27 protein-coding genes are annotated in these 25,981 nt (G+C 67.6%); 21 read left to right on the forward strand and 6 right to left on the reverse strand.

The genetic code is table 11. The features are described 5' to 3' along the window. The first annotated feature begins 111 nt into the window (after positions 1-111). From A7E77_RS07270 to A7E77_RS07295, 6 genes are all read left to right on the forward strand, one after another. A complete protein-coding gene (locus A7E77_RS07270; protein ID WP_017980448.1) occupies positions 112-1,326 on the forward strand; it encodes an MFS transporter in 1,215 nt (404 codons plus the stop codon). Beyond that, entirely contained in the window at positions 1,323-2,516 is a 1,194-nt protein-coding gene (gene nhaA / locus A7E77_RS07275; protein WP_063686943.1) for a Na+/H+ antiporter NhaA, read from the forward strand. Before A7E77_RS07270 ends, nhaA begins: the two co-directional genes overlap by 4 nt. Further along, on the forward strand, positions 2,503-3,741 hold the full coding sequence (locus tag A7E77_RS07280) for an MFS transporter (RefSeq protein WP_063686945.1): 1,239 nt from the start codon (positions 2,503-2,505) through the stop codon (positions 3,739-3,741). Before nhaA ends, A7E77_RS07280 begins: the two co-directional genes overlap by 14 nt. Positions 3,742-3,831: 90 nt before the next feature. Then, positions 3,832-4,800: a serine O-acetyltransferase EpsC gene (gene epsC, locus A7E77_RS07285; protein WP_063686947.1), complete on the forward strand. Its 969-nt coding sequence runs from the start codon at positions 3,832-3,834 to the stop codon at positions 4,798-4,800. A gap of 41 nt (positions 4,801-4,841) precedes the next feature. After that, positions 4,842-5,579, forward strand: coding sequence for a gamma-glutamyl-gamma-aminobutyrate hydrolase family protein (locus tag A7E77_RS07290; RefSeq protein ID WP_063689796.1), 738 nt, complete (start codon positions 4,842-4,844; stop codon positions 5,577-5,579). Positions 5,580-5,591: 12 nt separating this feature from the next. Further along, complete coding sequence (locus tag A7E77_RS07295) at positions 5,592-5,831, forward strand: hypothetical protein (protein WP_063686949.1); 240 nt, start codon at positions 5,592-5,594, stop codon at positions 5,829-5,831. Between the two features lie 411 nt (positions 5,832-6,242). On the opposite strand, the gene A7E77_RS07300 is transcribed toward A7E77_RS07295, so the two are convergent. The 3 genes from A7E77_RS07300 to sucC form a co-directional block, all read right to left on the reverse strand. Beyond that, positions 6,243-7,172, reverse strand: a complete 930-nt coding sequence (locus tag A7E77_RS07300) for an electron transfer flavoprotein subunit alpha/FixB family protein (protein WP_063686951.1) — start codon at positions 7,170-7,172, stop codon at positions 6,243-6,245. Beyond that, on the reverse strand, positions 7,169-7,915 hold the full coding sequence (locus A7E77_RS07305; RefSeq protein WP_063686953.1) for an electron transfer flavoprotein subunit beta/FixA family protein: 747 nt from the start codon (positions 7,913-7,915) through the stop codon (positions 7,169-7,171). Before A7E77_RS07305 ends, A7E77_RS07300 begins: the two co-directional genes overlap by 4 nt. Positions 7,916-8,247: 332 nt before the next feature. Further along, entirely contained in the window at positions 8,248-9,447 is a 1,200-nt protein-coding gene (sucC, locus tag A7E77_RS07310) for an ADP-forming succinate--CoA ligase subunit beta (protein ID WP_063686955.1), read from the reverse strand. Between the two features lie 131 nt (positions 9,448-9,578). Between sucC and A7E77_RS07315 the strand changes: the two genes are divergently transcribed. Beyond that, positions 9,579-10,094, forward strand: a complete 516-nt coding sequence (locus A7E77_RS07315) for a sterol desaturase family protein (RefSeq protein ID WP_063686957.1) — start codon at positions 9,579-9,581, stop codon at positions 10,092-10,094. Positions 10,095-10,118: 24 nt separating this feature from the next. Further along, entirely contained in the window at positions 10,119-10,469 is a 351-nt protein-coding gene (locus tag A7E77_RS07320; RefSeq protein WP_017980458.1) for a PilZ domain-containing protein, read from the forward strand. A 109-nt stretch (positions 10,470-10,578) separates the two neighbouring features. Here A7E77_RS07320 and A7E77_RS07325 read toward each other — a convergent pair whose 3' ends face one another. Then, positions 10,579-11,514, reverse strand: coding sequence for a ribose-phosphate pyrophosphokinase (locus A7E77_RS07325; protein ID WP_024310320.1), 936 nt, complete (start codon positions 11,512-11,514; stop codon positions 10,579-10,581). 91 nt (positions 11,515-11,605) lie between these two features. Here A7E77_RS07325 and A7E77_RS07330 point away from each other — a divergent pair, with 91 nt between their 5' ends. After that, complete coding sequence (locus A7E77_RS07330; protein ID WP_063686959.1) at positions 11,606-12,952, forward strand: glutamate--tRNA ligase; 1,347 nt, start codon at positions 11,606-11,608, stop codon at positions 12,950-12,952. Positions 12,953-13,174: 222 nt separating this feature from the next. Further along, entirely contained in the window at positions 13,175-13,849 is a 675-nt protein-coding gene (locus A7E77_RS07335; protein ID WP_063686961.1) for an energy transducer TonB, read from the forward strand. Positions 13,850-13,987: 138 nt separating this feature from the next. On the opposite strand, the gene A7E77_RS07340 is transcribed toward A7E77_RS07335, so the two are convergent. After that, on the reverse strand, positions 13,988-14,218 hold the full coding sequence (locus tag A7E77_RS07340; protein ID WP_063686962.1) for a hypothetical protein: 231 nt from the start codon (positions 14,216-14,218) through the stop codon (positions 13,988-13,990). 96 nt (positions 14,219-14,314) lie between these two features. Here A7E77_RS07340 and A7E77_RS07345 point away from each other — a divergent pair, with 96 nt between their 5' ends. From A7E77_RS07345 to A7E77_RS07370, 6 genes are all read left to right on the forward strand, one after another. Then, positions 14,315-16,162, forward strand: a complete 1,848-nt coding sequence (locus A7E77_RS07345; protein WP_063686964.1) for an ABCB family ABC transporter ATP-binding protein/permease — start codon at positions 14,315-14,317, stop codon at positions 16,160-16,162. An 89-nt stretch (positions 16,163-16,251) separates the two neighbouring features. Continuing rightward, on the forward strand, positions 16,252-16,818 hold the full coding sequence (locus A7E77_RS07350) for a ComF family protein (protein WP_063686966.1): 567 nt from the start codon (positions 16,252-16,254) through the stop codon (positions 16,816-16,818). A 2-nt stretch (positions 16,819-16,820) separates the two neighbouring features. Next, complete coding sequence (locus tag A7E77_RS07355; protein ID WP_063686968.1) at positions 16,821-17,387, forward strand: hypothetical protein; 567 nt, start codon at positions 16,821-16,823, stop codon at positions 17,385-17,387. Positions 17,388-17,479: 92 nt separating this feature from the next. Then, on the forward strand, positions 17,480-19,249 hold the full coding sequence (gene recQ / locus A7E77_RS07360; protein WP_063686970.1) for a DNA helicase RecQ: 1,770 nt from the start codon (positions 17,480-17,482) through the stop codon (positions 19,247-19,249). A gap of 197 nt (positions 19,250-19,446) precedes the next feature. Next, positions 19,447-19,881 carry a TIGR01244 family sulfur transferase gene (locus A7E77_RS07365; protein WP_063686972.1) on the forward strand — a complete coding sequence of 145 codons (435 nt, stop codon included), beginning with the start codon at positions 19,447-19,449 and terminating at the stop codon, positions 19,879-19,881. A gap of 7 nt (positions 19,882-19,888) precedes the next feature. Further along, positions 19,889-20,308 carry a hypothetical protein gene (locus A7E77_RS07370; RefSeq protein WP_063686974.1) on the forward strand — a complete coding sequence of 140 codons (420 nt, stop codon included), beginning with the start codon at positions 19,889-19,891 and terminating at the stop codon, positions 20,306-20,308. A 45-nt stretch (positions 20,309-20,353) separates the two neighbouring features. On the opposite strand, the gene A7E77_RS07375 is transcribed toward A7E77_RS07370, so the two are convergent. Then, positions 20,354-21,427: an alkene reductase gene (locus tag A7E77_RS07375; protein WP_063686976.1), complete on the reverse strand. Its 1,074-nt coding sequence runs from the start codon at positions 21,425-21,427 to the stop codon at positions 20,354-20,356. Positions 21,428-21,479: 52 nt separating this feature from the next. On the opposite strand from A7E77_RS07375, the gene A7E77_RS07380 reads away from it, so the two are divergent. The 5 genes from A7E77_RS07380 (at position 21,480) to ssb (ending at position 25,969) form a co-directional block, all read left to right on the forward strand. Continuing rightward, a complete protein-coding gene (locus A7E77_RS07380) occupies positions 21,480-22,433 on the forward strand; it encodes a DMT family transporter (RefSeq protein ID WP_078462246.1) in 954 nt (317 codons plus the stop codon). After that, a complete protein-coding gene (locus tag A7E77_RS07385; RefSeq protein ID WP_063686978.1) occupies positions 22,430-23,101 on the forward strand; it encodes a COQ9 family protein in 672 nt (223 codons plus the stop codon). Before A7E77_RS07380 ends, A7E77_RS07385 begins: the two co-directional genes overlap by 4 nt. A gap of 122 nt (positions 23,102-23,223) precedes the next feature. Beyond that, positions 23,224-23,496, forward strand: a complete 273-nt coding sequence (locus A7E77_RS07390; protein WP_063686980.1) for a FeoA family protein — start codon at positions 23,224-23,226, stop codon at positions 23,494-23,496. A 13-nt stretch (positions 23,497-23,509) separates the two neighbouring features. Then, positions 23,510-25,372 (forward strand): ferrous iron transporter B, encoded by a 1,863-nt coding sequence (gene feoB, locus A7E77_RS07395; RefSeq protein WP_192930028.1) that lies wholly within the window; start codon positions 23,510-23,512, stop codon positions 25,370-25,372. An 18-nt stretch (positions 25,373-25,390) separates the two neighbouring features. Continuing rightward, positions 25,391-25,969 carry a single-stranded DNA-binding protein gene (gene ssb / locus A7E77_RS07400; protein WP_063686982.1) on the forward strand — a complete coding sequence of 193 codons (579 nt, stop codon included), beginning with the start codon at positions 25,391-25,393 and terminating at the stop codon, positions 25,967-25,969. Positions 25,970-25,981 lie beyond the last annotated feature (12 nt).

Consider the following 25,981-nt stretch of genomic DNA (forward strand, 5'->3'; position numbering starts at 1 on the left):
CGAGGGAGGAATTGGCGGATCTCCCATCGCGCTCGCACTAAAGCGGAACTACGCGGCGCCCTTGGCCATTGATCTTGCTGCACTGCAGCAAGGTCGGTTAGGGCAGCATCCATGACGTTACGACAGACTGCCGAGGCGCATCCCGGCCTCGTCCATCTTGCGCTTGCCGTCGGCGGGTTTGCGATCGGGACAACCGAATTTGCGGCGATGAGCCTGGAGCCGGATCTGGCCCGCGGGCTGGGCATCGACGCGCCGACCGTGGGGCATATCATCAGCGCCTACGCCCTGGGCGTAGTGGTCGGCGCACCGACGATCGCGGTGCTGTCGGCCCGTATGGCACGGCGCAGCCTGTTGATCGGGCTGATGGCGCTGTTCGCGATCGGCAACACGCTGTCCGCCCTCGCGCCGTCTTATGGCTGGATGCTCGCGTTCCGATTCCTCGCAGGCCTGCCACATGGCGCCTATTTCGGGATCGCCTCGCTCGTCGCCGCGTCGCTGGTGCCGACCGCGCAGCGCACGCAGGCGGTCGGGCGCGTGATGCTGGGCCTGACCGTCGCGACGATCGTCGGTGTGCCGGTCGCGACCTGGCTGGGGCAGATGGCGAGCTGGCGCTGGGTGTTCGCGCTTGTCGCGCTGCTGGCGCTGACCACCGCGAGCCTCGTCGCCGTGCTGGCCCCCATCGACAGTCCCGATCGCAGCGCCAGTCCTTTGCGCGAACTCGGCGCGCTCAAGCGGCGGCAGGTGTGGCTGACGCTCGGCACCGGCGCGATCGGCTTCGGCGGCATGTTCGCGGTCTATACCTATCTCGCCGCGACGCTGCACGACGTCACCGGCGTGGCACCGCAAACCGTGCCGGTCGTGCTGGCGGTGTTCGGCGCCGGCATGACGATCGGCAATCTGATCGTGCCGCGCTTCGCGGACCGGGCGCTGATGCCGACGGCGGGTGCGCTACTGCTGTGGTCGGCGGCGGCGCTGGCGGTCTATCCCTTATGTGCGGGGAGTCTGTGGACGCTGATCCCCGACGTCTTCGCGATCGGCTTGGGGGGTGCGCTGGGCACGGTGTTGCAGACGCGGCTGATGGACGTGGCAGGTGACGCGCAGGCGTTGGCCGCGGCGCTGAACCATTCGGCGTTCAATACCGCCAACGCGATCGGCCCGTGGCTGGGGGGCCTCGCCATCGCGGGCGGGCTCGGCTGGACGTCGACCGGACTGGTCGGCGCCGGCCTGGCGCTGGGCGGCTTTGCGATCTGGGCGGTCTCGTTCGCCATCGAGCGCGGCGGGTTCGGCTTGCCAGCGAGGCGCGAGCCGTTACGTCAGACGGGATGACCAAGGCCTCCGCCCATCGCCGCCACGCGCTGCGCGCCTTTCTGCATGGAGAGGCGGCGGGCGGGATCGTGCTGATCGCCGCGGCCGCGCTGGCGATGATTGCCGCCAACTGGCCGGCGACCGCGCACGGCTATGAGGCGCTACTGCACGCGCAGATCGGCCCGACGCTCGCCCCCGCTTTGGGGCCGATGACCGTCCACCTTTGGATCAACGACGGGCTGATGGCGCTGTTTTTCCTCCTGGTCGGGCTGGAGATCAAGCGCGAGTTCGTCGGCGGCCGGCTCGCCAGCGCCGACCGGCGGCGGCTGCCGTTCATCGCGGCGGTCGCGGGGATGGCGGTGCCGGCGCTCGTCTTCCTGCTCGTCGCGGGCGATACGCCGGGATTGCAGCCCGGCTGGGCGATCCCCGCCGCGACCGACATCGCCTTCGCGATCGGCGTGCTGGCGCTGCTCGGATCGCGCGTGCCCTCGTCGCTCAAGCTGCTGCTGACCACCGTCGCGATCGTCGACGACATGGGCGCGGTGGCGATCATCGCCATCGCCTATACCGATTCGATCCGCGTCCTGGCGCTGGCCGGCGCGGGGCTTGCGCTGCTGGTGCTCTACGTCCTCAACCGGCGGCAGGTGATGGCGCTGTGGCCCTATCTGCTGGTGGGGGCCGCGCTGTGGCTGTTCGTGCTGCAATCGGGGGTGCATGCGACGATCGCCGGCGTGATGACCGCGATGCTGGTGCCGATCCGCCGTGACGCGGCGAGTTCGCCGCTCCACCGGCTGGAGCATGCGCTGCATCCGTGGAGCGCCTTTACCATCGTGCCGTTATTCGGCTTCGCCAATGCCGGCGTATCGCTGACCGGCGTCGGGCTGGAGACGTTCGCCCAACCGCTGGTGCTCGGCATCGCGCTCGGCCTGTTCCTAGGCAAGCAGACCGGCATCCTGGCAGCGATCTGGGGTGCCGACCGGCTGGGGATCGCACGCCGCCCAGCGGGGGTGAGTTGGGGGCAATTGTACGGCATGGCGCTGATCGCCGGCATCGGCTTCACGATGAGCCTGTTCATCGGTGGCCTTGCCTTCGCCGATCCTGCGCAGATCGACGCGGTGAAGATCGGTGTGCTCGCCGGTTCGATCGCCTCGGCGCTCGCGGGTGCGGCGGTGCTGGTGATCGCGGGACGCCGGGCGCATGCCGCCCGCTGACGCGGCCATCGCGCCCATTGCGCTGGGCACGCCCGCCTATCGCCGGCTGACGCTGGCGATGCTGTTCGCGGGCTTTTCGACCTTTTCGCTGCTCTACGCCGTCCAACCCCTGCTGCCGTTGTTCGCACACGATTATGCGCTGAGTGCGGAGGGCGCATCCTTGGCCGTGTCGCTCGCGACCGGGCCGCTGGCGATCGCCATCCTGTTCGCGGGCGTCCTGTCTGACCGGATCGGGCGGCGGCCACTGATGATCGCGGCGATGTTTTCGGCGGGGCTGTTGACGCTCGCCGCGGCGGTGGCGCCGGGTTGGCATGCACTCTTGGCGCTCAGGCTGCTCACCGGCCTTGCGCTTGCCGGCGTGCCGGCGGTCGCCATGGCCTATGTCGCCGAAGAGGTGGATGCGGCGACGGTGGGCGCGGCGATGGGGCTGTACATCGCCGGCAGCGCGCTGGGCGGCATGGGCGGGCGACTGATCGCCAGCCTGATCGCGGACGTCGCGGATTGGCGCTGGGCGCTAGGCGGCGTCGGCTTCGCCGGGGTCGTGATGGCGGAAGCGTTTCGCCGGCTGGCACCGCCGTCACGCCGCTTCGTCGCGAGCACCGCACGCAACCCGCTCGCCGGTATCGTGACCCTGCTGCGCGACCGGGCATTGCCGCTGCTCTACGCCGAAGCCTTCCTGCTGATGGGCCTGTTCGTCACGCTGTACAATTACGCGGGCTTCCGCCTGATCGCGCCGCCGTATGGCCTCAGCCAGGCGGCGGTCGGCATGGTCTTCCTGCTCTATATCCTGGGATCGGTGAGTTCGACGCTGTTCGGCGGCTTCGCGGGACGGGTCGGGCGACGGCGGGTGTTCTGGCTGCCGATCGTCGTGTTGATCGCGGGCATCGCCGTCGCGGCGGCGACGCCGCTGTGGCTGGTCGTCGTCGGCATCGCGCTGGTGACGATCGGCTTCTTCGGCGCGCATTCGATCGCCAGCGCCTGGGTCGGGCGGCGCGCGGCGGGTCATCGCGGCCAGGGCGCCGCGCTTTACCTGTTCTTCTATTACCTCGGATCGAGCGTGCTGGGCTCGGCCGGCGGCATCGCGTGGAGCCGCGGCGCCTGGCCGGGGGTGACTTTATTCTGCCTGATCCTGGCGGTTCTGGCATTGGTGGTGGCGCTGCTGCTGAGCCGGATACCGCCGCTGCCGATGCCCGAAACGAACGGACCCGGACTGCCCGCGGCCTGACCGAACCGGGCCCATCTTGTCGGCGGCAAAGCTTTTCTTTCCTTTCCCATCAGAATGGAGGGATATGCTCGCAGGTCTGGGAGACTTGCCATGCCGACGCTGTCCTCACCGCCCGTATCCCCTGCCGCCGGCGCGACGCTGGACGAGGCGGTGGGCGCGCTGCGCAGCGCTCGGGCGGCCTGGCGCGACCGGCAACAGCCGCAGCGCGCCGCAGCGATCTTCCCCTCGCGCGAAGCCATCGAGCGCGTCGTCGCGCTGCTCGCCGAAGCGCTCTATCCCCGCCGTCTGGGCCAGCAGCGCGTGGCGCCGAAGGACGAGGATCATTTCGTCGCCGCCAAGCTGACCGCCGCCTTCACCGATCTGGAACGCGAGATCGACCGTGAGCTCGGCTATTGGCAGATGGAGGCGCGCACCGCCTTCGCCGCGGATCAGGCCGCGACGATCGTGCGACTGTTCGCCGGCACGCTCGGCGATATCCGCCGGCTGATCGACAGCGACGTCGAGGCCGCCTTCCTGGGCGATCCCGCCGCGGGCAGCACCGATGAAATCCTCGTCTGCTATCCGGGCGCGATCGCCAGCTTGCATCACCGTATCGCGCACCAGCTGCACAATCTGGGCGCGCCGATCGTCGCGCGCATGATCTCCGAACTCGCCAACGAACGCACCGGGATCGACATCCACCCCGGTGCGACGATCGGCGCGCGCTTCTTCATCGACCATGGCACCGGCGTCGTCATCGGCGAAACCGCGATCGTCGGCACCGGCGTGCGCCTGTACCAGCACGTAACGCTCGGCGCGCGCAGTCCGCTGGGCGCGGCGCGGCGATCCCCGCGCGAACGCTATGCCCGGCATCCGATCGTCGGCGACGATGTCGTCATCTATGCCGGCGCGACGATCCTCGGCCGCGTCACGATCGGCGACGGCGCGACGATCGGCGGCAACGTCTGGCTGCTCGACAACGTGCCCGCCGGCGGCGTGGTGGTGCAGCCCGAAGCCACGTTGCTCGCGCCCTCCGCCAGCCTCGCGTTGCGCGACACGCTGGTCGCGGCGCTGGTGTGATGGGGCAGGCCCGCCCTTTGTCGCGCCGTCCCGTCATCGGGGTGCTGTGCTGCAACGAGGTGGCGGCACGGCCGGTACAGGTCGTCGCGAGCCGCTTCATCGCGCCGCTGACGACGCTGGCGCAGGCGACGGTGCTGCTGGTGCCCGCGATGCCGGGGACCACCGATACCGACACGCTCTCCGCGGTGCTCGACGGACTGCTGCTCACCGGATCGCGCAGCCATGTCGCGCCCGGTCGCTATGGTGGCGCGGCGCTGCCGGACGACCAGGTGACGGACGATTGCCGCGACGAGGTCGCGCTGGCGCTTGCCGGACGGATGATCGAGGCGGGCAAGCCCGTCTTCGGAATCTGCCGCGGGTTGCAGGAGATCAACGTGCTGTTCGGCGGCACGCTGGCCGCGGCCAGCCACCCCGGCCGCCACCATCGCGGCGCGTGGGAGGGCGATTACGATTCGCTGTTCGACCACGGCCATGACGTGGAGCTGACCCCAAACGGCCGGCTCGCCGGTGCGACCGGCGCCCGCCGCGTTCGCGTCAATTCGGTGCACCAGCAGGGCATCGACCGGCTGGGCCGCGGTCTGTCCATCGAGGCGATCGCAGCGGACGATGGCTTGGTCGAGGCGGTGTCGGCGCGCCCCTGCGGCGGCGAAGTGCTGGGCGTCCAATGGCATCCCGAATGGGACACGGCCGATTCGCCCGCCAGCCGCGCCTTCTTTTCGCTGATCGGCGCCGCTCTGCACCGCGGCCGCCCACCCGTTCCATCGCCATCCGGTTTCTAAAGGGAGAACGACATGAAGACTGCCATCCTGCTGCCCGTCCTCGGCCTCGCCGCGCTGGGCCTTGCCGCCTGCGGCCCCAAGACCGAATCGGGCAACACTGCCGCGGAGACGGTCACGCTCAACGACGACGGCGCCGTCTTCGACAATGCAGCGGGTCTGGAAACGGACGGCAATGCGGCCGCCGGCGATACCGCGCTGACCGGCAATGTCACGGACAACGCCACCGCCCCGGCAGCCGGCAACGCGCTGTAACGCCTACCTCTTTTCGAACACGCCAAGGTAAGCTCCCTAGGCGTAGACTGGCGGTCCGACATTGCTGGTGTCGGGCCGTCTCTTTGTGTGGGAGTGGAGGCGATCCGAGGCACGCGCCGTCGTGTGTGGTGGGCACGCGCTCCCTTGGGGATAGCGCATCAGGCCGAGCCGTCGCCCCAGCGTAGGCTGGGGCCTGTGGCGGCTCTGTTCGCGCGCTTTCGTCGGGAGGTCCCAGCCTTCGCTGGGCTGACGGCGGTGGAATGGAGGCGAGGCTAGTCCAGCCAACCTCTCTGGGCCCACGACGCGGGAATGAATCCCGCGTCGTCAGTCGCCGCTGTAGCGGCGCTGGCCGGTCGAAGTGTTGCGGGGCGGCTCCGCCTGCCCCGCACCGGCGCACGGCAAGCCGTGCGCCTACAACTTCTCCGTCAGTTCCGGCACGACCTTGAAGAGGTCACCGACGAGGCCGATGTCCGCGACCTGGAAGATCGGGGCGTCTTCGTCCTTGTTGATCGCGACGATGACCTTCGAGTCCTTCATGCCGGCGAGGTGCTGGATCGCGCCCGAGATGCCGACCGCGATATAGACTTCCGGTGCGACGATCTTGCCGGTCTGGCCGACCTGATAGTCGTTGGGCACGAAGCCCGCGTCGACCGCGGCGCGGCTCGCACCGACGCCGGCGCCGAGCTTGTCGGCCAGCGGCTCGATCAGCGTGTGGAAGTTCTCGCCGTTCTGCAGCGCGCGGCCGCCCGACACGATGATCTTGGCCGACGTCAGTTCGGGACGCGCATTCTGCGCGATCTCGGAACCGACATAGGACGAGACGCCCTTGTCGCCGACCGAGGCGACCGCCTCGATCGCGGCCGAGCCACCCTCGGCCGCCGCCTTGTCGAAGGCGGTGCCGCGGACGGTGATCACCTTCTTGGCGTCCGACGTCTGGACGGTCGCGATCGCGTTGCCGGCGTAGATGGGCCGGGTGAACGTGTCCTCGCCCTCGACCGACAGGATGTCGCTGATCTGCATCACGTCGAGCAGTGCGGCGACGCGCGGCGCGACATTCTTGCCGGTGGTGGTCGACGGCGCGACGAAGGCATCGTGATGCCCCATCAGCTCGACGACCAGCGGCGCGATATTCTCGGCGAGCGCATGCGCATAGGCGGCATCGTCGGCGACATGCACCTTGCCGACGCCGGCGATCTTCGCCGCCGCCTGCGCGACGCCATCGACGCCCTGGCCGGCGACGAGCAGATGCACCTCACCCAGCTTCGATGCGGCAGTCACCGCCGACAGCGTGGCATCCTTTACCGTCGAGCCATCATGCTCGACCCAAACGAGCGTCTTCACTTGGCAATCCCCATCGCATGCAGCTTGGTCACGAGTTCGTCGACATCGGCGACCTTGATCCCGGCCTGGCGCTTGCCCGGCTCGACGACCTTCAGCGTCGTGATGCGGGGCGTGACGTCGACGCCGTAATCGGCGGCGGTCTTCTGCGCGAGCGGCTTGGACTTCGCCTTCATGATGTTGGGCAGCGAGGCATAGCGCGGCTCGTTGAGGCGCAGGTCAGTGGTAACGATCGCCGGCAGCGGGAATTTGTCCGTTTCCAGGCCGCCGTCGACTTCGCGCGTCACGGTGACGTCGCTCGTCGTCAGCTCGACCTTCGAGGCGAACGTGCCCTGGCCCCAACCGAGCAACCCTGCCAGCATCTGGCCGGTCTGGTTGTTGTCGTCGTCGATCGCCTGCTTGCCCAGGATGACGAGGCTAGGCTGCTCTTCCTCGACGATCTTGGCGAGGATCTTGGCGACGCCCAGCGGCTCGACCTTGGTGTCGCTGGTCACGAGGATGCCGCGGTCGGCGCCCATCGCGAGCGCGGTGCGGATCGTTTCCTGCGCCTTCGCCTCACCGATCGAGACGACGACGATCTCGGTGACGCCCTTGTCCTTGAGGCGGATCGCTTCTTCGACGGCGATTTCGTCGAAGGGATTCATGCTCATCTTGACGTTAGCAAGATCCACGCCCGAGCCGTCCGCCTTCACGCGGGGCTTCACGTTATAGTCAAGCACGCGCTTGACCGGCACCAGCACCTTCATAGGCTTCCTTCCGATTGCGCCTCCGACACCTTTTTGGCGTCGTATCGGCGGGTGAGATGGCGGTTTTCCGTGCCTTTCGCAAGTCCGGTACGGAAAGCGCCGGTTGCCGTAACGGCAGGTCTACCGCCCAAACGAATCAGGCCCGGACATGATGCCCGAGCCTGAGGAATTTTCTATCGCAAAGTCCTTCCCCGCCAGGCGGGGGAACCGTTCGGCATCAGCCGAATGGTCGAAGGGGAGGTCAGGACCGGCCTTCATGAACGGCACCCTATCCTCCCCCTCCGTCACCGCTGCGCGGCGCCACCTCCCCCTTGCGGGGGAGGACTAAGGGATCACGCGGCGTTCTGGACCTCTGCGACGATCTTCTTCGCCGCATCACCCAGGTCGTTCGCGGGAACGATCGCGAGGCCCGAGTTCGCCAGAATGTCCTTGCCGGCCTGCACGTTCGTGCCTTCCAGGCGGACGACCAGCGGCACCGACAGGTTCACTTCCTTGGCGGCAGCGACGATGCCCTCGGCGATGATGTCACACTTCATAATGCCGCCGAAGATGTTGACGAGGATACCCTTCACCGCCGGATCGGCGAGAATGATCTTGAACGCCGCCGTCACCTTCTCCTTGTTGGCGCCGCCACCGACGTCGAGGAAGTTGGCCGGGAACATGCCGTTCAGCTTGATGATGTCCATCGTCGCCATGGCGAGGCCGGCGCCGTTGACCATGCAGCCGATGTCACCGTCGAGCTTGATGTAGGCCAGGTCGTACTTCGACGCCTCGAGCTCCATCGCGTCTTCTTCGGTGGTGTCGCGCAGCTCCATCAGGTCCTTGTGACGGAACATGGCGTTGCCATCGAAGCCGACCTTGGCGTCGAGCACGACCAGCTTGCCATCGTCGGTGACGGCGAGCGGGTTGATTTCGATCTGCTCGGCATCGGTGCCCAGGAACGCGTCGTACAGCTTCGACGCGACGCTGGCCGCCTGCTTGGCGAGGTCGCCGGTCAGCTCGAGCGCAGCTGCGACGGCGCGGCCGTGATGCGGCATGAAGCCGGTCGCGGTGTCGATGTCGATCGAGTGGATCTTCTCGGGCGTGTCATGCGCCACGGTCTCGATGTCCATGCCGCCTTCGGTCGAAGCGACCATCGAGACGCGGCCGGTCGCGCGGTTGACGAGCAGCGCGAGGTAGAATTCCTTGGCGATGTCGACGCCATCGGTGATGTACAGGCGGTTGACCTGCTTGCCGGCGTCGCCGGTCTGGATCGTCACCAGCGTGTTGCCGAGCATGTCGGTCGCGTGTGCGCGGACTTCGTCAGCGGTCTTGGCGAGGCGGACGCCGCCCTTGGCGTCGGGGCCCAGTTCCTTGAACTTGCCCTTGCCGCGGCCGCCGGCGTGGATCTGCGCCTTCACGACGTAGAGCGGTCCGGGAAGCTTCTTCGATGCCTCGACCGCTTCCTCGACGCTGAGCGCCGCAAAGCCTGCCGGCACGGGCACGCCGAACTTCGCCAGCAGTTCCTTGGCTTGATATTCGTGGATGTTCATGGCCTGCCTCGCATTATGCTATAAAGAGGAGATTGCCGCCGCCCTTTGCACAGGCGGCGCGTCGAATCCACCCCGGATATAGCACGGGGATCGATCGTTATCGCAAACGCTTCGCATTAGATGGAATACGCATGTCCTGGCCGATCGGCATCCTTCTGTTTCTGGCGACGGTGATCGGCATGGAGGGCTTTGCCTATGCCGCGCACCGCTGGATCATGCATGGGCCGGGCTGGTTCCTGCATGCGAGCCACCACACCAAGCGCGAAGGCAATTGGGAGCTCAACGACCTGTACGCGGCGATCTTCGCGGTGCCCTCGTTCGTGCTGCTGCTCGGCGGGGTTCAGCTGGGCTGGTGGCCGGGCTTCGCGTGGATCGGTGCGGGGATCGCGGCCTATGGCGCGATCTATTTCGGCTTCCACGACATCATCGTCCACCAGCGGATCCCGACGCGCTATCTGCCCAAGTCCAGCTACATGAAGCGGATCGTCCAGGCGCATCGGCTGCACCATGTCGTCGAGACGCGCGAAGGCAACGTCAGCTTCGGCTTCCTGGTCGCTCCCCGGCCCGAAGCCTTGAAAGCCGAGCTCAAGCGGCGCGGGCGGCAGGGGGTGCGGGCGCCCGCCGGGGAGCCGTTGGCAGAAAAGTAACGCCTTCCGTGGCACGATACAGCCATGGAACAGCCGACCTTCACGCCGCCGTACCAGCCCATCGCCCTCAACGGGACGGAAGAGGGCGCCGAGTCGCGCCGATCGCTGCGCAAGGCGGTGACGATGCGCGCGCATCTGCGCGATCGCGGACAGACCCGGTTCGAAATCGACGTGACCGACCTGTCGCTGATGGGGTTCCGCGCCGAAACGTCCTTTACGCTATGGCCGGGCACGATCGTGTGGCTGACGCTGCCGGGGCTGGCCGGTCTGGAGGCCGTGGTCGCGTGGCGGGACAAGACGCAATATGGCTGCGCCTTCGCCAAGCCGCTGCACCCGGCGGTGTTCGACCATATCATCGCGCTCAGCCAGCGATAGAGGCTGACGCCGGCAAAGCCGCCGTCAGTCGGGTCGCGCTGCGCGCCCGCTGGCCGTGTCGGGCACTACGCGTCGCGCATTGGCGCGGGCGTGGCCGCGCCGGCGCCCGTCAGTCGAACAGCGACGACACGCTCGTTTCGTCGGCGATGCGCTTGATCGCCTCGCCCAGCAACGGCGCGATCGGCAGGTGGCGGATCTTCGACGTCGCGCCGATCGATTCGTGATTGCCGATCGAATCGGTGATGACGAGTTCGGTCAGCACCGATCCCTCGACGCGCGCGACCGCGCCGCCCGACAGGACGCCGTGCGTGACATAGGCGACGACATCCTCCGCCCCCGCCTGTCGCAGCGCTGCGGCAGCGTTGCACAGCGTACCCGCCGAATCGACGATATCGTCGACCAGGATGCAGAAGCGGCCTTCGACGTCGCCGATGATGTTCATCACCTCCGATTCGCCGGCGCGCTCGCGACGCTTGTCGACGATCGCCAGCGGGGCGTTGTCGAGTCGCTTGGCGAGCTGGCGCGCGCGCACGACGCCGCCGACGTCGGGCGAGACAACCATCAGATTGCGGCCCTTGAAGCGCGCATGGATGTCCGCGCTCATCACGGGTGCGGCATAGAGATTGTCGGTCGGGATATCGAAGAAGCCCTGGATCTGCCCGGCGTGGAGGTCGACCGACAGCACGCGGTCGGCGCCGGCGACGGTCACCAGATTGGCGACCAGCTTTGCGGAGATGGGCGTGCGGGGGCCGGGTTTCCGGTCCTGGCGCGCATAGCCCATATAGGGGATCACCGCGGTGATGCGCTTGGCCGACGCGCGCTTCAGCGCATCGATGATGATCAGCAGCTCCATCAGATTGTCGTTCGCCGGGAAACCGGTCGACTGGAGCACGAACACGTCCTCGCCGCGCACGTTTTCCTGGATTTCGACGAAGATCTCCTCGTCGGCGAACCGGCGGACCAGCGCGTCGGTCAACGGGCTTTCGAGATAGTTCGCGATCGCCTGCGCGAGCGGAAGGTTCGAATTGCCGGTGATCAGTTTCATGCGCTGGGCTCCCTTGCGCCGCCCTTTATCGTCGATGGCGCCTTTCGCAAACCGCTTCGCTTCGCCCGCCCGCGGCGGTAGGAGCGCGGGCATGACCGTCATTACCCGCTTCGCCCCCTCTCCCACCGGCATGCTCCACGTCGGCAATATCCGGGCGGGGCTGCACAATTGGATGTTCGCGCGGGGGCAGCGCGGGCGGTTCGTGCTGCGCATCGACGACACCGATGCCGAGCGGTCCGAGGAGCGGTTCGTCGACGGCATCCGCGCCGATCTCGCGTGGCTGGGCCTGACGCCCGATGCCGAGGTGCGCCAGTCGGAGCGATTCGCACTGTATCAGGCGCGGTTCGACGCACTGGTCGCGGCGGGGCGGATCTATCCGGCCTATGAGAGCGCACAGGAACTCGATCTGAAGCGCAAGATCCTGCTCGGGCGCGGCCTGCCACCGGTGTACGATCGCGCGGCGCTGGCGCTGAGCGATGCGCAAAAGGCGCAGTTTGAGGCGGATGGCATCGCGCCGCACTGGCGGTTCAAGCTGGATCATGACGCACCGATCCATTGGGACGATCTGATCCGCGGGGCCCAAATCTTCGATGCGAAGACGATGAGCGATCCCGTCGTGCGCCGCGCCGACGGATCGTGGCTGTATATGCTGCCATCGGCGATCGACGATGCCGATCTGGGCATCACGCATGTCGTGCGCGGCGAAGACCATGTGTCCAACACCGCGCTGCAACTGCAGATGTTCGACGCGATGGGCGTCACACCACCCGCGTTCGCGCACGAAGCGCTGCTGACCGGCGCCGAGGGCAAATTATCCAAGCGTCTGGGGTCGCTGGGCGTCGCGCATTTTCGCGACGCGGGTATCGAGCCGCAGGCGGTCGTCGCGCTGCTCGCGCGGATCGGGACGAGCGATCCGGTCGAGCCGGTGGTCGATCCCGCGCCGCTGATCGCCGCCTTCGACTTCGCGCGCTTCGGTCGCGCGCCGGCGCGATTCGACGAGGCGGAACTGGCGCAGGTGAATGCGCGGATCGTCCACCAGCTGACCTATGACGCGGTCGCCGATCGGCTGCCCGACGGCATGGGCGCGGCGGAATGGGACGCGGTACGACCGAACTTGTCGCGCGTCGCCGAGGCGGCGGACTGGTGGCAGGTGATCGAGGGGCCGATCGCCGCGCCGATGCAGGACGACGAGGCACGTGCCTATCTCGCCGAGGCTGCGGTGGTGGCAGAGGGCCTGGACTGGGGTGACGACGCCTGGGCGGCGCTGACGACGGCGCTCAAGGCGACGACGGGCCGCAAGGGCAAGGCGCTGTTTCTGCCGCTGCGTCAGGCATTGACCGGGCTGGATCACGGCCCTGACATGGCGGCGCTGTTGCCGCTTATCGGGCAGGTTCGTGCCGTCGCGCGCCTGCGGGACGCATCGCAAGCGGCTAAATAAGATCCGTCACACGTCTCGGGCGCGCCAAAATCGCCGTTCGGACGGGTAAATCGCGCGGGCTGGCGTCCCGCTAGGCGTGAGACCTTGGTGCCCTGCCCGCCTGCCTCTCCATCGCGAAGCGGCATCGCCCAACCCCTTGACGGCACTATGTTATGGTGTAACGTTTCACGTCTGAGCGGCGTCGCCCCGGTCGAGGGCGACCCGACGGAGAGGAGACGGACGATGTACGCAGATCGCTACGCCAAGCCGACCCGTTTCAACCCCGGTGGCCTGACCGCCGCCATCGCGATCAACGCCGCGCTGGTCGCGGCGCTGATGTTCGCAGGGCCGAAGATCCTGCCCGAGGGCCCCGACCATGTGCTGGTCATCGGCAATATCCCGCTCGACCCGCCACCTCCGCCGCCGACCCCCGAGGTGAAGCCAGCCGAAACGGCGCCGCATCATGCGACCGAGACGATCCTGGCACCCGTGCCGGAAATCACGGTGCCGACCAATCCGACCGACCTCGCCCTAACGACGATCCCGACGCCACCGGCACCGACCAAGATCATCGGCACTGATCCCGGGCCGGCGGTCGAGGCGCCGGCACCGCCTGCGCCACTGCCGTTTGTCGGCCCCAGCATCGATTCGCGCTACGCCGACGCCTTCCAGCCGGATTATCCCGCAGTCGAACGCCGCGCCAATCGCGATGGTCGCGTGACGGTGCGCGTGCTGGTCGGCGTCGACGGGCGCGTGAAGCAGATCGAACAGGTCAACGCGACCAGTGATGCCTTCTGGCGCACGACGCAGGAGCGGGCGCTGAAGGCGTGGCGCTTCAAGCCGGCGACGCGCGGCAACGTGCCGGTCGAGGCGTGGCGGACGATGACGCTGACGTTCCGCATGGAGGATGCCGGCTAAAACTGTGGAGGGTGACGCGTCCGTCCGGGACACGTCACCCAAAGGCGGACCAGAGCCTTTCCTGGCCCCTGCCGTCTCATAACGCTAGAAATCCCGGCCTGCGCCGGGATGACGGCCACCCGGGGTGTCGAAGCCGGGTTACGACCGACGCGGCTCGATGTCCGCCTTTGCGATCTGCGCGCCCGACGTACGGCATTGCGCGCCGATCATCGGATAGGGCACGTCCGTGTTGCGCGCGAGCTGATCGGGCAGTGCCGCCCGGCATTGCGCCATCGATTGGTAGTGGATCGGGACGACCCGAGCCTCGGTGCATTGGACGTTGCCGTCGCCGCAGCCCATGATCGCCATCACGTAGAACAACGGTTCCATGATGCCCTCGCTTGTCAACTGGTAAAATTCGCGAGGGCGCTAGTATGTTCCGCGGCGCGCTTTCTTCGCCGGGACGCCGTGCCTACATAAGCGGCAATGCCGCCCACCGATCCGACCAGCCAGACCCGCGCCGATCAGCCGTTGCTGCCAACGCTGCGCCGTTTTCTCCCCTATTTGTGGCCTGCGGGTGAAACGGGGCTGAAGGCGCGTATCGTCACCGCGATGCTTCTCGTCGTCGCGAGCAAGATCGTTCAGGTCTTCGGCGCGGCCTATACGCTGAAATATGCGGTCGACCGGATGAGCGTCGGCGACCGAAGCCTCGTCACGATCGTCGTGCTGCTGGTGGTCGGCTATGCCGCCTCGCGCTTTTCGACGACGCTGTTCGACAATCTGCGCAACGCGGTGTTCGAACGCGTCGGGCAGGATGCGACGCGGCGCCTCGCGGCGAGCGTCTTCCGTCACCTGCACGGCCTGTCGCTGCGCTTCCATCTGGAACGGCGCACCGGCGCCGTCACCAAGGTGGTCGAACGCGGCACCAAGAGCATCGATACGATGCTGTATTTCCTGCTGTTCAACATCGCGCCGACGGTGCTGGAGCTGGCCATGGTGTTGACGATCTTCTGGACCAGCTTCGGCTGGCCGCTGGTCGCCGCGACGGTGGCGATGGTCGCGATCTATATCGTCTTCACGCAGAAGGTGACCGATTGGCGCAACGCGTTGCGGGCGCAGATGAACGACCTCGACACCGGCGCGGTCGCGCATGCGGTCGATTCACTGCTGAATTTCGAGACGGTCAAATATTTCGGCGCGGAGGAGCGCGAGGCGAAGCGCTACGACACGGCGATCAGCGCCTATGCTGCCGCCGCGACCAAGTCGGAAAACAGCCTTGCGTGGCTGAACGTCGGCCAGGCGCTGATCACCAACGCGATGCTCGGCGGCGGCATGGCCTATGTCGCATGGGGGTGGAGCCAGGGGCGGTTTTCCGCGGGCGACGTGGTGTTCGTATCGACCTTGCTGTCGCAGCTGTTCCGGCCGCTCGACCTGCTGGGCATGGTCTATCGTACGATCCGCCAGGGCGTGATCGACATGGCGAGCATGTTCGCGCTGATCGATACGCCCGCCGAGGTCGTCGACGCACCGAACGCCGCGCCGCTGGTGGTGGATCGCGGGCGCGTGCGGTTCGAGGACGTGCATTTCGGCTATGACGCGGATCGCGAAATCCTGAAGGGCCTCGACCTCGACATTCCGGCGGGCACGACGCTGGCGGTGGTGGGGCCATCGGGCGCGGGCAAGTCGACGCTCGCGCGGCTGATGTACCGGTTCTACGATGTCGATGCGGGCGCGATCACGATCGACGGGCAGGACGTGCGTGCCGTGACGCAGGCCTCCTTACGCACCGCGATCGGCATCGTGCCGCAGGACACGGTGCTGTTCAACGACACGATCGGCTACAACATCGGCTATGGCCGCGAGGGCGCGTCGGAGGCGGAGGTTGCGCAGGCCGCGTCGGGTGCGGCGATCGCCGGCTTCATCGAACGCCAGCCCGATGGCTTCGCGACGCGCGTCGGCGAGCGCGGGCTCAAGCTGTCGGGCGGCGAGAAGCAGCGCGTCGCAATCGCGCGGACCCTGCTTAAGAACCCGCCGATCCTGATCCTCGACGAAGCGACCAGCGCGCTCGACAGCCGGACCGAGGCGGAGATTCTCGACACGCTGAAGGCGATCGAGCGCGGTCGCACCACGATCGTCATTGCGCACCGGCTGTCGACGGTGGTGCATGCCGACCAAATCGTCGTCCTCGACGGTGGCCGGGTGGCGGAGCGCGGTACGCACGCGGAACTGCTGAAGCGCGGCGGGCTCTACTCCGAAATGTGGGCACGCCAGGCACAGGAGCGCGACGACGAGGATGTCGCCGGCGCCGGCGAGGGCGCGCTGGCGGCGGAGTGACGCCGCCAAAACGGATCAGCTACGACCTTCAGCGCTGAGGCATAAGCTTCATACGACCTCCCCACGCAACGTGACGGGGATGTCATAGGATGAAGATAATCGATGGCCTTTGGGACCAAGGCTTCGCACTCGACAAGCACACCGTGTCGAGCATGTATCTCGGCGACGACGACAATGGACATCCGCAGTTCGACACAAAGCGTACCGACATTGGCGAGGCTTTGTTTCAGCTGAAATATCGCGGCGGCTGGCAATACGTACCGGCACTGGCCGATGCCTTGGCGAAACAGATACAGGCCACTCTTCCGCGGTTCGATGTCATCGTTCCGATGCCTGCATCCGCCGTACGGCCGCGCCAGCCCGTGACGGAGCTTGCAACGGAGGTCAGCCGCATCCTCGGCATTCGGATGGACGGCGCCCTGCTCCAAAAAACCGCCACGTCACAGCTCAAAGACCTGACCAACCGATCGGATAAGGATGCCGTGCTGGCCGATGCGTTTTCAGTCCACGACGCTGGCCTGGCTGACGGCCCCGTCGATGTGTTGCTGATCGACGATCTGATCCATACTGGTGCTTCTCTCGACGCCGCGTGCGCCGCGTTGCGGACCTCGCACAGGATCGGGCGCATCTATGTGGCTGTGTTGACTTGGAGATAACAGTGCCCACCAGCGGGACGGTCTTCATCGCCGGATCCATCGCGATCAGCCGATTGCACCCTGTCGTCTGCGATCGGATCGGGAATGCCGTCGACCGCGATATGGCGGTCGTGGTGGGCGATGCCGATGGCGCCGATACGGCAATCCAGCGCGTGTTGCTGGATCGACAAGCGCGCTCCGTTACGGTCTACTGCAGCGGAGACCGCCCGCGTAACAATGTCGGAGATTGGCCCGTCGAGCATATTTATCCCGATGCTCCGCCGGGCACGCGCCGGTGGTTCACTGCCAAGGACATCGCGATGGCGGAAGCCGCCGATTACGGACTCATGATCTGGGATACACGCAGCACGGGCACGCTTTCGAATGTCATCGAATTGCTCTCCGCAGACAAAAAGTCCGTCGTGTTCGTCAACAAGGCGAAAGAGTTCATGAAGGTTGCCGATGTGGAGGGTCTAAACCGTCTGATCGACTTGATGTCGGTAACGGCAAGGGACAAAGCAGAGCAGAAGATGCGCCTGTCCGATAAGGTCGACGCTCTTCGCCATCGACAGGGTGCGCTGTCTTTATGATGGGCCCGTCCAACGAGGCAGGCGACGGCGTCGGGCAGATGGCTTAGCCTACGCCTCGACGCTGCGGCCCGTCCCGCCTACATGAGCCGGTAATGCGTCCCGATCCCCTGCCCACCCTGTCCCGCGTCTTCGGCTTTGCGGGGTTCCGCGGCGTGCAGGAAGAGGTGGTGTCGCGGGTTCTGGCCGGCGAGCGGACGCTGGGGGTGATGCCGACCGGCGCGGGCAAGTCGCTGTGCTACCAGCTGCCGTCGGTGATGCTGGAGGGGACGTGCGTCGTCGTCTCGCCGCTCATTGCACTGATGCACGACCAGCTGCGTGCCGCCGAAGCGGTGGGCATTCGCGCGGGCACGCTGACCAGCGCCGACCAGAATCGTGGCGAGACGATCGCGCGGTTTAAGGCTGGCGAACTCGACCTGCTCTATATCGCACCCGAACGCGCTTCGACCGGGCATTTCCGCGAGCTGCTGGGCAGCGCGAAGCTCAGCCTGTTCGCGATCGACGAGGCGCATTGCGTCAGCGAATGGGGGCACGATTTCCGCCCCGATTATCGCCTGCTCGCACCGCTGATGGACGCGTTCCCGGACGTGCCGCGGCTGGCGCTGACCGCGACGGCGGACGCGCATACCCGCGCCGATATCCTCGCGCAGCTCGGCATCCCGCAGGACGGGCTGATCGTGTCGGGCTTCGACCGGCCCAATATCCGCTATGCGATCAGCCCCAAGGCGAACACGACCAAGCAGATCGCCGACGTGATCGCCAGTACGCCCGGCCCCGGCATCGTCTATGCCCAGACGCGTGCGGCGACGGAGAAACTGGCGGAGGCGCTCGCCCGCACCGGCCGGCCGACCCGCGCCTATCATGCGGGGCTGGAGCAGCATATCCGCGCGAAAAACCAGGCGGATTTCGTCGCTAGCGAAGACATGGTGATCTGCGCCACGGTCGCGTTCGGCATGGGCATCGACAAGCCCGACGTCCGCTTCGTCGCGCACGCCGGCCTGCCGAAATCGATCGAGGCCTATTATCAGGAAACCGGCCGTGCAGGGCGCGACGGCGATCCTGCGGTCGCGCATCTGTTCTGGGGCGCGGAGGATTTCGCGCGTGCGCGCCAGCGGATCGGCGAGGTCGAGCCTGAGCGGCAGGCCGGCGAACGGACGCGGCTGGCCGCGCTGGGGGCGCTGGTCGAGACGGCGGGCTGCCGGCGTCGCATCCTGCTGAAGCATTTCGGCGAAGACCTCGTCGAAGACTGCGGCAATTGCGACAATTGCCTGGGGTCCCCCGATGCGGTCGATGCGACGACGGTCGCGCAGAAATTCCTGTCCGCCGTCTTCCGCACCGGCCAGCTGTTCGGCGCGGGCTATATCGAGCAGGTGCTGCTGGGCCAGTCGACCGACCGCAGCGTCGATCGCGGGCATGAGGCGCTGTCTGTGTGGGGCATCGTGGAGGGCGAGGAGGCGACGCTGGTCAAGCCGGTGGCCCGTGCGCTGCTGCTGCGCGATGCGTTGCGTACGAATGCCCATGGCGGGCTCGAGTTCGGCCCCGGGGCGCGACCGATCCTGAAGGAGGGCGCGCGGGTGATGCTGGTGCTGCCGCCCAAGCGGGTCCGCGGCAAGAAGCGTGACGCGGGCGTGGCAATCAACCCGGCCGACAATCCGCTGTTCGAGGCGCTGCGGACCTGCCGCCGCGATCTGGCCAAGGAGGCCGGCGTGCCGCCCTATGTCATCTTCCACGATTCGGTGCTGCGCGAGATGGCGGCGCAGCGGCCGACCAGCCGCTCGGCACTGATGCACCTGTCGGGCATCGGCGCGCGGAAGCTGGAGGCGTATGGGGATGCGTTTCTGGAGGTGATCCGCGCGGCGGATTAGCGGCGAGCCAAGTCCCCGTTCGCCCTGAGCCTGTCGAAGGCCATGCTAGCCCACGCGGCGTCACGCGTGGGGACGCCTGTGCTTCGACAGGCTCGGCACGAACGGTGGTTGTGGACCGGGCGATCGCTGCACTAAAATCCTGTCGGACCGCGACCAAAACGGCTGACGCGGCTCGGTTGATCGCGTAACGGGACCGGATGGCCGATATCCGCACGATCAACGAATCCATCAGCGTCGCCCCTCAGATCACGCCCGAGGACATGGCGGCGATCAAGGCGGCGGGCTTTGTGGGCATCGTCAACAACCGCCCCGACGAGGAGGAAGCAGGCCAGCCGGTGGGCGAGGCGATCCGCGCCGCGGCGGAGGCGGCGGGCCTGACCTATGTCGCGATCCCGATCACGCATGCCGGCTTCTCACACCCGCAGATCGACGCGATGACGCAGGCGCTGGTCGGCGCGGACGGGCCCGTGCTCGCCTATTGCCGGTCGGGGACGCGCAGCTGCAACCTGTGGGCGCTTGCCGCGGCGAAGGCGGGGCGCAACCCCGAGCTGCTGGTCGCCCAGGCGCGGGCCGCCGGCTACGATCTGTCGGGTATGCGCCCGACGCTGGACGCGCTCGCCGGCGGGCAGTGATCCGGCCATGCGCTTCGATGAGACGGCGATCGGGATCGCGCTGATCGCGGGCCTGGTGGTGCTGCTGGTCGTCGGCGGCATCGTCTGGGCGGTGCGCCGTGGACGCGTCGGGCGGATCGAATCGCCCGAAGAGGCCGCCGCGGCGGCGGACGAGGCGCTTGGGGGCTTCGAGACGTTGGGCGCGGTGGTCGGCGCGGATGGCGTGGGCGCGCTGGCGGTCGATCGCGCGGGCCGCGTCGCGGTGATGCGCCGCTATGGCAAGAGGATCACGGTGTGCGAGATCGCCTGGCTCGCGCTGCGCTCGACGGTCGAGGGGATCGAGATCGACAGCGGCGACCGGCGCATGGGCCGGGTGCTGATCGCGGGCGTCGATGCGCTCGACGTGCGGCGGCTGGCGCCGGCGGACCTCAAGAAGATGATCGGCTGAGGCCGGTATCCCTCCCCCGGTGCGACCGGAGGAGGGGCAGGCGGATTACGCGTCCTGCGTTTCCAGCGCGGGATAGTCGGTGTAGCCCTCGCGGCCCTTGCTATACCAGGTCTTCGGGTCGTCCTGGTTGAGCGACGCGCCCTGGCGCAGGCGTTCGACCAGATCGGGGTTGGCGATATATTTGCGACCGAAGGCGATCGCATCCGCGACGCCCGAATCCAGATCGGCCTGCGCGCTGGCGCCGTCATAATCCTGGTTCAGCACCAGCGGCCCCTTGAAGACCTTGCGGATTTCGGGGCTGAGCTTTGGCACGTCGCTCTTGCCGAAGGTGCCGTCGGGCCCCTGTTCGCGCAGTTCGAGGAAGGCGATGCCGAGCGCGTCGAGCGCTGCCGCGGCGGGCACGAAGACGCTGGCGGGGTCGCTGTCGTCAGCGCCCTGCGTCTCGCCATTGGGCGACAGGCGGATGCCGGTGCGGCCTGCGCCGATCGCATCGGCGACGCGTGCCACCGATTCGCGCATGAAGCGGATGCGGTTTTCCGGGCTGCCGCCGTAATCGTCGTCGCGATGGTTGGTGCCGTCGCGCAGGAACTGGTCGATCAGATAGCCATTCGCGCCATGCAGCTGCACGCCATCGAAGCCGGCACGGATCGCATTGCGTGCGGCCGTCGCGTAATCGTCCTGCACGCGGGCGATATCGTCGAGCGTCGCGGCGCGCGCCTCGCCATAGGGGTTCGGCTCCTTGTGATAGGGCGCGCGCGTCGACGAGGACGACAGCGGCGTCATGCCGATCACGTCAGGGCGCGACAGGCGGCCCATGTGCCAGATCTGCGCGACAATCTTGCCGCCCGCCTCATGCACCGCCGCGGTCACCGGCTTCCATGCTTCGACCTGCTCGTCGGTCCACAGGCCCGGCGCGTTGGGCCAGCCCAGCCCTTCCTGGCTGACGCCGGTGCCTTCGGTGATGATGAGGCCGGCGCTGGCGCGCTGACGGTAATAGTCGATCATGATCTCGGTCGGCACATGGCCGTCGGTCGAGCGGCCGCGGGTCAGCGGCGACATGAAGATGCGGTTGGCGGCGTGGATATCGCCCAGCTGGATGGGGTCGAAAAGGCTCGGCATAGATGCTCCGTTAGTGGCCTGACGCGGGGAAGATAGGGCGCTACAGGGCGGCATGCATCGGCCCGACCCCACAAGAAAAACTGTGCCTGCGCCAACGGTTCCGGTTGCCGCTACGGACACCGCGCCCGCGCTGGGCTTCGTCGCGCTGATCCTGGCCAATATCGCGCTCGCATTCGGGCCGTGGTTCGTGCGGTTGGCCGATGTCGGGCCGGTGGCAGCCGGGTTTTGGCGGATCACGCTGGCGATCCCGTTCCTCGCCGCGCTGTCGCTGGCGGCAGGCGCCCGGCCGGTGCGGATGCCGGGCGGATTGTGGCTGCTGATCGCGGTCGGCGGGGTCGCCTTCGCCGCCGATCTGGCAAGCTGGCACCTCGGCATCGTGCGCACGACGATGGCCAATGCGACGCTGTTCGGCAATTCGGCGATCCTGATCTATCCGCTATACGGGTTTCTGGTGGCGCGCGCCTGGCCGTCGCGCGGACAGGGGATCGCGTTGCTGCTCGCGGCGGTCGGCGCCGGGCTGTTGATGGGCCGGTCGTACCAGGTCGATCCGCGCAATCTGGCGGGCGATCTGCTCTGCATCGTCGCTGGCATCCTCTACACCGTCTATTTCATCATGATGGCCAAGGTGCGCGAAACGATGCGACCGCTGCCGGCGCTGACGCTGGCGAGTTGCGCGACGGCGCTGCCGCTGCTCGTGTTCGCGGTATTGCTCGGCGAGCGCGTGTGGCCGGGGCATTGGAGCGCGCTGCTGGGCCTCGCCCTCGTCAGCCAGGTCTTCGGGCAGGGCTGCATGATCTATGCGCTGGGCCGCATGTCGCCGCTGATCGTCGGCATCGCGCTGCTGATCCAACCGATCGTCGCCGGCGCGGTGGGCTGGATCGCCTATGGCGAGCGGTTGCAGGGAGCCGATTGGATCGGCGTGGCGTTGGTCGCGGTGGCGCTGGTATTGGTACGCCGCGCCGAGGTTGCACCGGCGCGCGCGCAGGCGCAGGAGATGGCGGCATGACCCAGGATACGATCGACACCAGCGACCTGACGCTCGACGAGATTCGCGTGTCGCTCGCCCCCGGCATCGCCGCCAACGCCGCATTCGACGGCTGGGGCGACGCCGCGCGCGATATGGCGGCCGAGGCGGCGGGGATCGACCGCGACGTCGCACGACTCGCCTTTTCCGGCGGCGCGGTCGACATGATCGATGCCTGGTTCGCGCATATCGATGCGGCGATGGCGGACGCGCTGCCGCCCGAACGCCTTGCGACGATGAAGATTCGCGAACGCATCGCGGGGCTGGTCGAGTCGCGGCTCGACGCTTTGGCCCCCGATCGTGAGGCGCTGCGCCGCGCGCTGACCATCCTCGCCATGCCCCAGAATGTCGCGCGGGCAGCGAAGCTCGGCTGGCGCAGCGTCGATACGATGTGGCGCATGGCCGGCGATACCGCGACCGATTACAATCACTACACCAAGCGGACGATCCTGCTCGGCGTCTATACCGCGACGATCACGGTGTTCCTGGACGACGACAGCGAGGGGCAGGCCGACACGCGCGCGTTTCTGTCGCGGCGGATCGACGGGATCATGCGGTTCGAGAAGGCCAAGGCGGGGTTCGTCAAGCGCTACGAGCACCGGCCCAGCCTGTCGCGCTTCGTCGGGCGGCTACGGTATCCGGTGGTGTGAGCACTCCGTCATCCCGGACGTGTTCCGGGATGACGGACTGTAGGCCGCGCGCCGCGTCGCATCCCGATAGGTCGGAGACGCACCCTTTACTCGCCCCTGCGTAAATGATAATCACTCGCAGCATGGATATGTCGCGTACGCCATCCCTCGATCTCGTCTCGCTGCCCCGGCGTCAGCCGGCGACGGTGGCGGGCATCGACTGGGCGCGACTCGCCGCGCCCGAGGCGCGGCGGTTGCGCGAACTGGGTTTCGATGAGGGCGTGTCGGTGGAGGTGCTGCACCGCGCCTCGCTGGGCAACGGCCCGATCGCCTGCCGGATCGGGCGGATGACCGTCGCGCTGCGCCGCGCGGTTGCGGGAGCCGTCCACGTCGCGCTGCCGGCCGGCGCCGAATAAGCCGACGCAGACCGTGCATGCAGCCCCGCTGGTGGCGCTGGTCGGCAATCCCAATGCCGGCAAGAGCGCGCTGTTCAACGCGCTGACGGGCGCGCGGCAGAAGGTCGGCAATTATCCCGGCGTCACCGTCGAGCGCCATTCGGGCCGGCTGGTGCTGGACGATGGTCGCCCGGTCGAGCTGATCGACCTGCCCGGTGCTTACAGCCTCGAACCCTCCAGCCCCGACGAACGCGTGACGCGCGACGTCGTCACCGGCGCGAGCAGCCTGGAACGCCTGCCCGACGCGCTGGTGGTGGTGGTCGACGCGGCCAATCTCGACAACCATCTGCGCTTCACCTTGCAGCTGATCGCGCTGGGCCTGCCGGTCGTCGTCGCGCTCAATATGGTCGATCTTGCCGAACGCGACGGGCTGACGCTCGACGCGGCAGTGCTGGAGCGCGAGCTGGGCGTGCCGGTGATCGCGACCGTCGCGGTGCGCAAGCGCGGGCTGGACGGCCTGCGGGCGGCGCTGGGATCGATTCTGGTCGGCGGCGCGGCGACGCGCCTGCGCCCATCGGATGGCAGCATCGACGACGATATCGTGACGCTGCAACGCCGCGCGCGGCAGATCGCCGCGGCGGCGACGGTGTCGGAGACGGCGGGACGACGCTGGGCGCATGCGCTCGACGCGGTGGCGCTGCATCCCGTTGCGGGGCCGCTGCTGCTGGTGACGATCCTATTCGTGATGTTCCAGGCGGTGTTCACCTGGGCGACCGTGCCCGCCGACGCGATCGATGCGGGCTTCGGCGCGCTGCAGGATACGATCAAGAGCGCGATGCCCGACGGCTTCGTCCGCTCGCTGCTGACCGACGGGCTGATCGCCGGCGTGGGCGCGGTGATCGTCTTCCTGCCGCAGATCCTGATCCTGTTCCTCTTCATCCTCGTACTCGAATCGTCGGGCTATATGGTGCGCGCGGCCTTCCTGATGGACCGGTTGATGGCGACCGTCGGCCTGTCGGGACGCGCGTTCATCCCGCTGCTGTCGAGCTTCGCCTGCGCCGTTCCCGGCATCATGGCGACGCGCGTGATTGACGACGAGAAGGACCGGTTGACCACCATCCTGATCGCGCCGCTGATGACGTGCAGCGCACGCTGGCCGGTCTACACCCTCATCATCGGCGCGATGATCCCCAACACGCCGCTGCTGCCCTTCGTCCGGTTGCAGGGTGTGGTGATGTTCGGGCTGCTCATCACCGGCATCGCCGGCGCCTATGTCGCGGCACTGATCCTGCGGCGTACCGTCACCAAGGGCGCTTCATCGGGCTTCATGATGGAAATGCCGAAGTATCAGATGCCGCGGATGCGCGACGTCGCGCTGGGGCTGTGGCAGCGCGCGGTGATCTTCCTGAAGCGTGCGGGCACGATCATCGCGGCGACGACCGTGGTGCTGTGGCTGCTGCTCAGCTTCCCCAAGCCGCCCGAGGGCAGCGGGATCAGTCCGGTCGACTATTCGGTCGCCGGCCGCATCGGCCATGGCATCGAATATGTCGTCAAGCCGATCGGCTTCAACCGCGACATCGCGCTGGCGCTGTTGCCGGCGATGGCGGCGCGTGAGGTCGCGGTGTCGGCGATCGGCACGGTCTATGCGATCGACGACAAGGACGGCAGCGGCACCGACCGCATCACCGACCAGATCCGCGGCCGCTGGACGCTGCCGACCGCGCTCGCCTTCCTGATGTGGTTCGTCTTCGCGCCGCAGTGCATCAGCACGATCGCCGTGACCCGGCGCGAGACGAACGGGTGGAAGTGGCCGCTGTTCATGGTTGGCTATTTGTTCGCTGCCGCCTACATCATGGCCGGACTCACATACTGGCTGGCGACATTCGCCGGCCTCTAGGCATTTTCGGGGCATTTCATGGCGGGCAGCGTCAACAAGGTCATTCTGGTCGGCAACCTGGGGCGCGACCCCGAAAGCCGCAGCTTCCAGAACGGCGGCAAGGTGGTGAATCTGCGCATCGCCACGTCCGAATCGTGGAAGGACCGCAACACCGGCGAGCGCAAGGAAAAGACCGAATGGCATTCGGTCGCGATCTTCAACGAAGGCCTCGCCAACGTCGCCGAGCGGTTCCTGCGCAAGGGGTCGAAGGTCTATATCGAGGGCCAGCTCCAGACCCGCAAATGGCAGGACCAGAACGGTCAGGACAAATATTCGACCGAGATCGTGCTGCAGGGCTTCAATAGCGTGCTGACCATGCTCGACGGTCCCAACGGCGGCCAGGGCGGCGGCGGCGGCGGCGGCCGTAGCGGTGGCGGCAACGACTGGGGCGGCGGCGATGACTTCGGCGGCGGGTCGAGCGGCAGCTACGGCGGCGGCAGCCGTGGCGGTTCGTCTGGTGGAGCATCCGGCGGCGGCCGCGGCGGCTTCGGCGGCGGGCAGAGTGGTGGTCCGGGCGGCGGCTTCGCCGACGATCTCGACGACGACGTACCGTTCTGAGCCGTCGTTCAG

Origin of the sequence: Sphingomonas sp. NIC1 (genome assembly GCF_001638925.1) — a bacterium.
GTDB classification, from domain to species: Bacteria; Pseudomonadota; Alphaproteobacteria; order Sphingomonadales; family Sphingomonadaceae; genus Sphingomonas; species Sphingomonas aquatilis.